The sequence below is a fragment of the Flavivirga spongiicola genome, assembly GCF_030540825.1.
Classification (GTDB): Bacteria; Bacteroidota; Bacteroidia; order Flavobacteriales; family Flavobacteriaceae; genus Flavivirga; species Flavivirga spongiicola.
Window position 1 is genome coordinate 20,568 of sequence record NZ_JAUOEO010000001.1, and the last position, 11,933, is coordinate 32,500.

An 11,933-nucleotide genomic window follows, 5' to 3' on the forward strand; every position below is an offset into this window, starting at 1 on the left:
ATATTTAAAAGCCCCTTTTTAGGGGCTTTTTTTTATATTTTTATAAAAAAAAGCTATTACATGAAACACCCGTTATTATGGTTTATTTTCACGTTATGTTTTAATTTTCTATCAATAGAAGCTCAACAAAAGTTTACGTTGAGTGGCACTATCTCAGAAGAAAGAAGTAACGAAACCCTAATTGGTGTTAGTATCATTTTTCCGGAAATTCAAGCAGGAACGACGACCAATGAATATGGGTTTTATTCTATTACATTACCGGAAGGCAAATATAAGATCATAATTAGTTACTTAGGTTTTACAACAAAGTCTGAAATCATTGTTTTCTCAGAAAATATTACCAAAAATTTCAGCTTAACAGAGTCATCTGAAAACTTAGATGAAGTAGTCATTACTGAGAATATTGAAAAACTCAATATTAAAACACCCCAGATGAGTGTTAATAAACTAACATCTAGTACAATAAAAGAAATCCCCGTAGTTCTTGGAGAAGCTGATATTATTAAAGCCATTACTTTGCTTCCAGGTGTTACCAATGCTGGTGAAGGGTCTTCAGGATTTAATGTTAGGGGCGGTTCTGCAGATCAAAATTTAATACTTTTAGATGAGGCAACCATTTATAATTCATCACATTTATTTGGTTTCTTTTCTGTTTTCAATCCAGATGCTATCAAAGATCTTCGGCTATATAAAGGTGGGATTCCAGCTCGTTATGGAGGTAGAGTTTCGTCCGTATTAGATATTTATCAAAAAGAAGGAAATAGTAAAGAATTCCATATGAACGGTGGTATCGGTATTGTCTCTAGCAGATTACTCGTCGAAGGTCCCATAAAAAAAGAAAAAGGATCTTTTCTCTTTGGTGGCAGATCAAGTTATGCCCATTTGTTCTTACCTCTTTTTGACATTGATAATATTGCGTATTTCTACGATTTAAACACCAAATTAAGCTACAAATTAAATAATAGAAATAACATTTACTTATCTGGGTATTTTGGACGGGATGTTTTTAGAATTGAAGATACGTTTGAAAATGTTTATGGGAATTCTGTTTTAAACTTTAGATGGAATCATTTACTTTCAGATAAACTCTTCTCTAATTTATCATTAATTTATTCTGACTATTACTATGATTTAAAATTAAGCTTTGTAGAGTTTGATTGGGTTTCTGGTATTCAGAATTTTAATTTAAAATACGACTTCAAGCATTATATTAGCGATAGAATTAAGCTACAATATGGGTTAAATAGTATTTATTATAAATTTAATCCAGGTGATATAAAACCAACTGTAGAATCCTCAGGTATTAACCCATTTAAATTAATTGATAAATATGCTTTTGAAAATGCTATTTACTTAGACGCAGAACATAAACTGTCGGACAAATTAGCTTTATCTTATGGTTTACGACTAAGCTCTTTTCATCGTCTGGGCCAAGATGAACTTAATGTTTATGAAAATGGTCAAGCTGTTGTATTTAACGAAGATTTTCAAATTTATGAAAAAGCATCCCCTATAGGAACAGAAACATTTAAAAGAAGCGACGTTATTAAAAGCTTTTTTAATTTAGAGCCTAGAACTTCTCTAGCATATCAATTAAATTCTGAAAATTCTATAAAATTAAGTTATAATAGAATGAGTCAATATTTACACTTATTGTCAAATACCAACTCACCTACTCCTTTGGATATTTGGACGCCAAGCGGTAAGTATATAAAACCACAATTACTAGATCAATATGCTATCGGATACTTTAAAAACTTTAATGATAATAACTATTCTTTAGAGTTGGAAAGCTTTTACAAGACTGTAAAAAATAGGATAGATTATATAAATGGTGCTGATTTAATTGCTAATAATGCCATTGAACAAGTGATACTAAATGGAAGATCAAGAGCTTATGGTTTAGAGGTTTTGCTTCGTAAAAATGAAGGTCGGTTTAAAGGATGGCTGGCATATACCTTATCAAAATCTGAACAACAAACACCAGGAAGAACTGAAACCGAATTAGGGATTAATAATGGTGATTGGTACAAAACACCTTTTGATAAAACTCATGATATTTCATTCACTGGAAGTTATAATTGGAATAGCAAATGGAAAATTAATGCTAACTTTTTATTCCAAACCGGACAACCAACAACATTTCCAAATGGACAATATGTATTCAATGGTATAACCATCCCCAATTATAATGGTAGAAATTCAGATAGATTATCATCTTATAATAGACTAGATGTGTCTCTTAATTACACACCAAAACCTAAAAAAACTAAAGGTTGGCAAAGTTATTGGGTATTCGGTATATACAATTTATACAATCGTAGAAACGCGGCCTCTATATCCTTTGGTCAAAATACAATTACGGGATTAAATGAAGCTACTCGATTGGCTATTTTCGGAATCGTACCATCGGTATCTTATAATTTTAAACTTTAAGATTATGAAAAAATTAAAATATATATTAGTATTTTTTCTGCTTCCAATAACATCCTGTGAAGATGTTATTGAAGTAGATTTAAATAACGCCGAACCAAGATTAGTTATTGATGCCTCTTTAAATTGGCTTATTGGAACCGATGGAAAAAATCAATCAATCCAACTAAGCTTAACAGCTCCTTTTTTTAACGAAACGATTCCTCCTGCAACTGGAGCAACTGTAACCGTTACAGATTCAAATAACAATATTTTTAACTTTATTGAATTAGAAAATACGGGCAAATACATAAATAATAATTTTATACCTGTACTTAATAGCGTTTACAACCTCACAATACTTTATAATAACGAAACATACACTGCAAACGAAACTTTAACACCAATAGTTCCAATTGAGTTTGTAGAACAAAAAAACGATGGCGGCTTTGCTGGTGATGAAATCGAAATAAAAGCATTTTACAACGACCCGGCTAATATTGAAAACTTTTATTTATTTGAATTTTTAATTGTTAAAAACAACTCCATATACCTAGAAGTTTATGACGATAAGTTTACTGACGGCAACCAAATTTTCGCATTCTTTTCAGACGAAAGCCTTGAAGCAGGTGATGAGTTAATAATTAAAAGTTCTGGAATTTCTGAGCGCAATTTCGAATTTATGAATATTTTATTACAACAAACTGATGATGAGTCTGGTGATCCGTTCGAAACCCAACCAGCAACTGTAAGAGGGAATTGTATAAATAAAACAAGCCCAAACAACTATCCTTTAGGTTATTTTAGAGTTTCAGAAACCTCTATTTTCACTTATATTATTGATTAAACTGCTTATTCCCTACTTTTCCTATATACTTTATGTTAAAATATAGTCGTTTTGGTATAATTTATGATGCTATTAACAAAAATTGAATCTCATTTATATATTTTTCACCATCATCAATCAAATTAAAAGTTCTAATGAATACAAAAAAGTTTGTATATATAATAAGTATAATCATCTTATTAATTATTACTTATTCATATTTTAACTCCAATAGTGACGAAGATGTTTCACTAGCCTACAAAGTAGTCAAAGGCACATTCTTAAATGAAATTTTTATTTCTGGAGAAGCACAATCTACAAGTTCAAAAAAAATTAATGGCCCAAGTAATGCAAGAAGGTTTAATGTTTATCAAATAAAAATACAAGATTTAGTAGCTGAGGGTACTATTGTAAAAAAGGGAGATTATATTGGTAAACTTGATGCTTCAGAAGTTAATGGAAAGATTAATGAAGCTCAATTGAATTTAGAAAAAGCCCAATCAAGATATACGCAACAACAGCTTGATACCACACTAACCTTAAAACAAGAACGCAATACCATAAAAGATTTATTGTTCAATATTGAAGAAGATAAACTGGAATTGGAACGTTCCGCATACGAATCACCGGCCACTGTTAGATCATTAGAAATTAAAATACAAAAAATCGAACGTGATTTAAAGGAAAAAAAGGCAGATTATTCAATAAAAAAAAGGCAAGCAAATGCCAAAATGATTGAGGTAGGTACTGAAGTCTCAAAAATTAAAAAAAGAATAGAAGATTTATTAGAATTACAAAAAGAGTTCACCATCTATTCTGATGATGAAGGCATGGTAACATATGTAAAAGAATGGAACGGTACTAAAAAGAAAGTAGGAGCTACTATATCGCCTTGGGAGCCTGCTATTGCAAGCTTACCAGATTTAACAAAAATGGAGTCGAAAACCTACAGTAATGAGGTTGATATTAGAAAGATAAAAAAGGGATTGACTGCAAAAATAGGTTTTGATGCTTTTCCTGATATAGAACTAGATGGTGTTGTCACAAATGTGGCTAATGTAGGTGAGACTAAAGCAGGCTCCGACATTAAACTGTTTCAGGTTTTAATAAAACTAAATGAAACGAACAAAAACATCCGACCAGGAATGACCACATCAAACAAAATACTAATAGATCAACAAGATGATGTTTTAATGATTCCTTTAGAAGCTGTTTTTTCTCAGGATTCGATTAGTTATGTGTATGCAAAATCAGGGTTATCAATCAATAAAAAACAAGTAGAACTAGGAGATTCTAATAATGAAGTTGCTATTATTATTAAAGGCTTAAAAGAAAACGACATTGTTTATTTAAATAAACCTGATGGCTTGGATGAAAAAAGTATAACACTGTTAAACTAACATGATAGACAAAATACTTTTAGAAAAATTAAAATCCAATTTTAATGAAGCATTTTGGTTTATCAAAACCAACAAGGTCAGAACATTTTTAACTGCTCTAGGAATTATTTTTGGAGTAGCCTCCGTAATTACTATGCTTGCCATAGGGAATGGTGCAGAAAAGGAAATATTAGCGCAGCTGGAATTAGTAGGCGTAAATAACATTGTTGTTACACCTATACTAGATGAAGAAAATGAAGGCGCTAACGAAAATGACGAAAATAGTAATAAAGCAGAATCAAAACGTTTTTCTAAAGGCCTCGACATGTTAGATGCTATGAGTGCTCAAAAAAATATTCCTAGTGTAAATCTTGTTAGCCCCGAAATAATTTTAAATACTTATGTCATAAATAATGGCAAACAAAACTCTGTTAAACTTGTTGGTATTTCTCCTGCCTTTTTTGAATCTTCAAATATAAACTTAGAAAGTGGTAAGAGTTTTTCAGACTACCAAATTAAGAACGCATTACCTGTTTGTATTGTAGGTAAAAAATTTGAGAAAAAATTATTTACTGGTGAAAGTGCATTAGGTAAACAAATTAAAGTTAAAGATGTTTGGTTACAGGTAATAGGAGTTATTGAAGAAAAATTAATCTCAGATAAAGCACAAGAAAATTTAGGCATCAGAGACTTAAATGAAGATGTTTACATACCGATAAACACATTCTTAGTACGTTATAAAGACCGAAAAATAATTAGTGATAAAATAAGTGTCCAAAATAGAAATCAAAATGGTCCAAAAAAGAGAATCCCAAGAGGTAATTATCATCAAATAGATAAATTAACCGTTCAAGTTTCAAATTCAAACGAATTAAAAGCAACAGCAGAAGTTTTAAGTAAAATGCTTAAGCGCAGACATAATGATGTGTTAGATTTCGAAATAACCATTCCTATTCAACTTTTAAAGCAGCAACAAAAAACAAAACAAATTTTCAATATAGTATTAATTATTATTGCTGGTATATCATTACTAATAGGAGGTATTGGCATTATGAATATCATGCTAGCTTCCGTATTAGAAAGAACAAAAGAAATAGGAATAATACGTGCTATTGGCGCTACTGAAGAAGATGTTGTTTTACAATTTTTATCTGAATCTGTTCTCATTAGCGTTGGTGGTGGTGTTATTGGAATTATTGTAGGAGTCATAGGAGCTTATATTATTGAAATAGTTTCTGGGATAGAAACAGTTCTATCAATAACCTCAATCATGCTTTCATTCTTTATAGCAGTAATTGTGGGACTAATTTTTGGAATATTTCCAGCCAAAGCAGCTGCAAATAAAAGACCTATAGAAGCCTTAAGATCTGAATAAGTAAAATATGAAAAAAATTATCCCTATTCTCATTGTTGTTTTTCCCTTGTTTATATTCTCGCAATCAAAAAAAATAACACTTAGTGAAGCTATCGAGATCGCGCATAAAAAGTCACCAGATTACAAAACTAACTTAAATAGAAATCAGTCAAATTATTGGCGCTTTAGAAATTATAAAGCTCGTTTTCTACCTGAACTCACACTTGAGGCTACCTTGCCGGAATATAGAAATTCTGTACGTAGAATAACAAATGATGCCGGACAGGATGTATTTGTAAATCAAAATCAATTACTTATTGAAGGTGGTTTATCAATCTCTCAAAGTGTTCCTTACACTGGAGGTACTCTATCTATAAATACAAATCTGGAACGTGTAGAGCTTTTTGGGCTTAATGATAATATCGGATATTCCATTATTCCATTTTCTGTTAATTATTTTCAAAATTCAATTTTATATAACCCCTTTAAATGGGATAAAAGAATTGAACCGTTAATTTACGAAGAATCAAAAAGAGATTTTGTAGAAAATATGGAGCAAATATCTGTTAATACATCTCGTCGATATTTTGGATTACTTAAAGCTCAAATGCAATTAGAAATTGCGAAAATAAATTTATCAAATCAGGATACCTTGTATCAAATTGCAAAAGGTAGATTTAAAATGGGGAAAATTGCAGAAAATGAATTGTTACAAATGGAATTAGCTCTTTTAAATTCCAAAAACAATGTAACAACTAATACTGTTGAGTTTAAGAGAACCTCGCAAAATTTAGCCCGATATTTAGAATTAGGTACTGAAGATTTAGAATTAGACGTACCAAAAGATCTACCTCTTTTTGAGGTTGAAATTGACAAAGCTATAAATGAAGCACAAGCAAATCGAAAGGCGGTTATAGAATTTAGGAGAAAACGGTTGGAAGCAGAAAAAGAATTGGCATTTCAAAAAGGAAATAATCGGTTAAAATTAGGAATAAGAGCCAATTTTGGAATTTCTCAAAATGGAGATGACTTTAATAATCTTTTTAATAACTTTAATAAACAACAAAATATTTCAGTTTCAGTTGGCATACCTATATTCGACTGGGGTGTATCCAAGTCAAAACGCAAAATGGCTGAAGCTAATTTAGATTTAACTAACAACAATATTAATCAAGATAAACAAGAGTTTGAACAAGAGATTTACTTGCATGTATTAAACTGGTCTAACCAAAGAGATTTTTTGTTTACTTCAGAAAAGGCTAAAGAAGTTGCAACCAAAAGGTACGATATCTCTAAAAAAAGATATATACTTGGAAAAATTACTATCACAGATTTAAATATCGCTTTACAAGAGAGAGACAAGGCTATACTACAATACTTAAATTCTCTTGAAAAATTTTGGCGAGATTATTATATATTAAGGCAACTTACACTTTATGATTTTATTAATGATAAAAAAATTGAGGTTGACGATATTCTATACGATTAAACTGGGGATTAATTCATATTTTTGAACCATGAGTTTCAAAAAAATCACAGAACAGGATTCCAATTATAATCATCTGGAAAAGATGAGTATTAGTGAATTATTAAGTAGTATAAATAACGAAGATAAAACAGTCCCTTTGGCTGTTGAAAAAGCACTTCCCCAAATAGAAAAACTAATAGAACAAATAGTGGAAAAGCTTAGATTAGGTGGACGACTATTTTATATGGGAGCAGGGACTAGTGGTCGTTTAGGTATTCTAGATGCATCGGAGTGTCCACCTACATTTGGTGTTTCTCATAACTTAGTAATTGGTCTTATTGCCGGCGGTGATATGGCAATTAGAAAATCTGTAGAATATGCAGAGGACTCTCTTACTCAAGGATGGGAAGATCTTCAAATGTATAACGTAAGTTCAAACGATGTCATAGTAGGTATTGCTGCTTCGGGTACTACCCCTTATGTTATAGCAGCACTAGAAACATGTAATAAGAACAATATCGTTACTGGCTGTATTACTTGCAATCATAATAGTCCATTATCTCAAACTGCACAATTCCCCATAGAAGTTATAGTAGGTCCAGAATTTGTTACAGGTAGTTCCAGAATGAAAGCAGGTACTGCTCAAAAATTAGTTCTTAATATGATAACAACGTCTACAATGATCCAACTTGGTCATGTAAAAGGAAACAAAATGGTTGATATGCAACTAAGCAATAATAAATTAGTTGATAGAGGTACTAAAATGGTCATGGGTGAATTAAAAATTTCAGAAAAAGAAGCTCAACAATTATTAAAAAAATATGGTAGTGTACGCTTAGCTATTAAAAATTATAATAATGGAAACTAAAAAAACCAATAAAGAGGTTCTAGCAAAAGGCTTAAAAATAATGGGAACTTCTTTAGGAGCTATGTTTTTAGGGCCTCTACTCATTCATATAGCTTTTAGTAATCAGGAAAAACCCTTGTACATTCCTATCCTAATTCTAGCCATTATTGTTTGTGGATTAGCCATATATTTAGCTTTTAAGGGGCTAAACACCATATTAGATAGTATGTTTAAAAAATAGCATTAATATGCAGACTCTTTTGGGGTTGTTGGATTATAACCAAAGTCATTATCATGAACTATAATACCCAACCTATCCAATATATAATTTATGATAGCATAGTGATGTATAGTATGGCTATTAGCTTGAGCTAACAAAGCTGCTAAAGAATATGGTATGTCTATTTTTCCAAGCCCTAAATCATCAATTACACAAACAGTTTTATCAAGGTTCATCTCTAAATTACTAAGCCTATCCATTAAACTTTGTAAATAGCTTTTAGCCGAATCACAGCACGTTTCTACTTTATTGTCTCTCTTTCTTGCTGTTAAATCAACACAGCCCTTCTTTATGTTTAAAATACAGTCATAAAAATCTAAAATATGCCTTAAATGTGAGCCTATGCTTGAATTATAAGGAGATACAGAAGTATTGCTTAGTATATCATCATCTAAATGATCTAATAAATATTGAGATTTTTGTAGTGTATTAAGTGTAGATTCAATAATAATGTTCATGGATACTAAAATAGTTAAATAAACTGTAATACAGAATAATTTTTGATTAGTCTTAGAAGTATCACATCCTTACATATAAAATGAAAAAATCCTCAAGACAAATTTGTTGAGGATTATCTATAAATATGAGCTTGTTTTAGTTAATTTCTATCAATTAACAACCAGCAACTTTAGCTATAGTGTAAATATCTTAACATACTAAAATAAGCACATGATTCTAATAACTCATTTGCACTCTTATAAAAATAAAAATTCAAAAAATCTATAACTATTAGTATTCATATTTTCCGCCTAAAATGAAAAAGAACTATTCTAACAGTTCTTTAAAATTATACAAGCTAAGTATAGAAGTTATAGTTCTATTTTTGAAGAAACATAAAAGAAAGAATGTGTAGATTAAAACGTATTGAACATGCTCTGGTGTGGTATGGCTTTAATTCTAGGAGGGGTTTATACAAACAAAAAAACCCTTCATATTTCTATGAAGGGTTTCCAAAAAAGGCAACGACCTACTCTCCCACAAATGCAGTACCATCGGCGCTAATGGGCTTAACTTCTCTGTTCGGAATGGTAAGAGGTGAGCCCCATCGCTATAACCACCTTAAGTTTTTGGTTGCTTGTTGTTGGTTTTTGGGTTTCCATAAACTAACAACTATCAACCGCGCTACGAGCGCAAATATCTTAACATATTGAAAAAGTCTACATGGTACCAATAATATATATTGTACTCTTATAAAAAAACAGGCGTACAATAAGCCTATGGGTTATTAGTACTACTCGGCTGTGACATTGCTGCCTTTACACCTGTAGCCTATCGACGTGGTAATCTTCCACGACCCTTTAAAGAAATCTCATCTTGTGGTGGGTTTCGCGCTTATATGCTTTCAGCGCTTATCCCTTCCAAACGTAGCTACTCAGCAATGCTCCTGGCGGAACAACTGATACACCAGAGGTTTGTCCAACTCGGTCCTCTCGTACTAGAGTCAGATCCACTCAAATTTCTAACGCCCACTGTAGATAGAGACCGAACTGTCTCACGACGTTCTGAACCCAGCTCGCGTGCCACTTTAATGGGCGAACAGCCCAACCCTTGGGACCTTCTCCAGCCCCAGGATGTGACGAGCCGACATCGAGGTGCCAAACCCCCCCGTCGATGTGAGCTCTTGGGGGAGATCAGCCTGTTATCCCCGGCGTACCTTTTATCCTTTGAGCGATGGCCCTTCCATGCGGAACCACCGGATCACTATGCTCTTGTTTCCAACCTGATCGACTTGTAGGTCTCTCAGTCAAGCACCCTTATGCCATTGCACTCTACGCACGGTTACCAAGCGTGCTGAGGGTACCTTTAGAAGCCTCCGTTACTCTTTTGGAGGCGACCACCCCAGTCAAACTACCCACCAAGCACTGTCCTCTCACAAGAGAGTTAGACTCTAGATAAGCAAAGGGTGGTATTTCAACAATGACTCCACAACGCCTGGCGACGCCGCTTCAAAGTCTCCCACCTATCCTACACATTACTTATCCAAAACCAATACTAAGCTATAGTAAAGGTGCACGGGGTCTTTTCGTCCCACAGCGGGTAATCGGCATCTTCACCGATACTACAATTTCACCGAGCTCATGGCTGAGACAGTGTCCAGATCGTTGCACCATTCGTGCAGGTCGGAACTTACCCGACAAGGAATTTCGCTACCTTAGGACCGTTATAGTTACGGCCGCCGTTTACTGGGGCTTCATTTGAGATCTTCGCCGAAGCTAAACCCTCCACTTAACCTTCCAGCACCGGGCAGGTGTCAGGCCATATACGTCATCTTTCGATTTAGCATAGCCCTGTGTTTTTGATAAACAGTCGCCTGGACCTTTTCACTGCGGCCACCCCAAAGGGGTGGCGACTCTTCTCCCGAAGTTACGAGTCTATTTTGCCTAGTTCCTTAGCCATGAATCTCTCGAGCACCTTAGAATTCTCATCCCAACTACCTGTGTCGGTTTAGGGTACGGGCTGCTTCACTCGCTTTTCTTGGAAGTCGATCCTCTGGATTATCACCTTGACCGAAGTCTCAGTGTACTATCGCCGTGTTGCCACTGGCTTCAACGTGCTATTCCGTCAGCACGCACCAAATTTTCGCCTCCGTCACTTTTAGCGTGAGCAGGTACAGGAATATTAACCTGTTGTCCATCCACTACCCCTTTCGGGTTCGCGTTAGGTCCCGACTAACCCTCAGCTGATTAGCATAGCTGAGGAAACCTTAGTCTTTCGGTGTGCGGGTTTCTCGCCCGCATTATCGTTACTTATGCCTACATTTTCTTTTGTAGCTTCTCCAGCAGACCTCGCAGTCCACCTTCGACGACACTACAATGCTCCCCTACCACAATTTCTTGTCCATAGCTTCGGTAGTATGTTTATGCCCGATTATTATCCATGCCGAACCGCTCGACTAGTGAGCTGTTACGCACTCTTTAAATGAATGGCTGCTTCCAAGCCAACATCCTAGCTGTCAAAGCAGTTCAACCGCGTTATTTCAACTTAACATACATTTGGGGACCTTAGCTGATGGTCTGGGTTCTTTCCCTCTCGGACATGGACCTTAGCACCCATGCCCTCACTGCTGATCAACATTTTATAGCATTCGGAGTTTGTCAGGAATTGGTAGGCGGTGAAGCCCCCGCATCCAATCAGTAGCTCTACCTCTATAAAACTATAAATCAACGCTGCACCTAAATGCATTTCGGGGAGTACGAGCTATTTCCGAGTTTGATTGGCCTTTCACCCCTACCCACAGGTCATCCGAAGACTTTTCAACGTCAACCGGTTCGGTCCTCCACTGTATGTTACTACAGCTTCAACCTGCCCATGGGTAGATCACACGGTTTCGCGTCTACCACTACTAACTTAAGCGCCCTGTTCAGAC

General features: G+C 34.2%; 8 protein-coding genes and 2 rRNA genes (1 of these 10 only partly in view). 7 read left to right on the forward strand and 3 right to left on the reverse strand.

From position 1 onward, the window contains the following. The first annotated feature begins 60 nt into the window (after nucleotides 1-60). The 7 genes from Q4Q47_RS00095 to Q4Q47_RS00125 all read left to right on the forward strand — a co-directional run bounded on the left by Q4Q47_RS00095 (nucleotide 61) and on the right by Q4Q47_RS00125 (nucleotide 8,527). On the forward strand, nucleotides 61-2,436 hold the full coding sequence (locus Q4Q47_RS00095) for a TonB-dependent receptor (RefSeq protein ID WP_303304623.1): 2,376 nt from the start codon (nucleotides 61-63) through the stop codon (nucleotides 2,434-2,436). A 4-nt stretch (nucleotides 2,437-2,440) separates the two neighbouring features. Continuing rightward, nucleotides 2,441-3,259 carry a DUF4249 domain-containing protein gene (locus tag Q4Q47_RS00100; RefSeq protein ID WP_303304624.1) on the forward strand — a complete coding sequence of 273 codons (819 nt, stop codon included), beginning with the start codon at nucleotides 2,441-2,443 and terminating at the stop codon, nucleotides 3,257-3,259. Between the two features lie 134 nt (nucleotides 3,260-3,393). Continuing rightward, nucleotides 3,394-4,638, forward strand: a complete 1,245-nt coding sequence (locus Q4Q47_RS00105; RefSeq protein ID WP_303304625.1) for an efflux RND transporter periplasmic adaptor subunit — start codon at nucleotides 3,394-3,396, stop codon at nucleotides 4,636-4,638. Between the two features lies 1 nt (nucleotide 4,639). Next, nucleotides 4,640-5,992, forward strand: a complete 1,353-nt coding sequence (locus Q4Q47_RS00110; RefSeq protein ID WP_303304626.1) for an ABC transporter permease — start codon at nucleotides 4,640-4,642, stop codon at nucleotides 5,990-5,992. Nucleotides 5,993-5,999: 7 nt separating this feature from the next. Continuing rightward, the gene (locus tag Q4Q47_RS00115; protein WP_303304627.1) at nucleotides 6,000-7,460 is read left to right on the forward strand and encodes a TolC family protein; all 1,461 of its coding nucleotides are present in this window, start codon (nucleotides 6,000-6,002) and stop codon (nucleotides 7,458-7,460) included. Nucleotides 7,461-7,488: 28 nt separating this feature from the next. Beyond that, the gene (gene murQ / locus Q4Q47_RS00120) at nucleotides 7,489-8,307 is read left to right on the forward strand and encodes an N-acetylmuramic acid 6-phosphate etherase (protein ID WP_303304628.1); all 819 of its coding nucleotides are present in this window, start codon (nucleotides 7,489-7,491) and stop codon (nucleotides 8,305-8,307) included. After that, nucleotides 8,297-8,527, forward strand: coding sequence for a DUF6095 family protein (locus Q4Q47_RS00125; protein WP_303304629.1), 231 nt, complete (start codon nucleotides 8,297-8,299; stop codon nucleotides 8,525-8,527). The genes murQ and Q4Q47_RS00125 overlap by 11 nt, the downstream gene beginning before the upstream one ends. A 2-nt stretch (nucleotides 8,528-8,529) precedes the next feature. Here the strand turns inward: Q4Q47_RS00125 and Q4Q47_RS00130 are convergent, their stop codons facing one another. The 3 genes from Q4Q47_RS00130 to Q4Q47_RS00140 all read right to left on the reverse strand — a co-directional run. Next, nucleotides 8,530-9,024, reverse strand: coding sequence for a hypothetical protein (locus tag Q4Q47_RS00130; protein ID WP_303304630.1), 495 nt, complete (start codon nucleotides 9,022-9,024; stop codon nucleotides 8,530-8,532). 496 nt (nucleotides 9,025-9,520) lie between these two features. Next, a 5S ribosomal RNA gene (gene rrf, locus Q4Q47_RS00135) occupies nucleotides 9,521-9,628 on the reverse strand. Nucleotides 9,629-9,771: 143 nt separating this feature from the next. Then, nucleotides 9,772-11,933 (reverse strand): 23S ribosomal RNA (locus Q4Q47_RS00140); it runs 664 nt beyond the window's last position.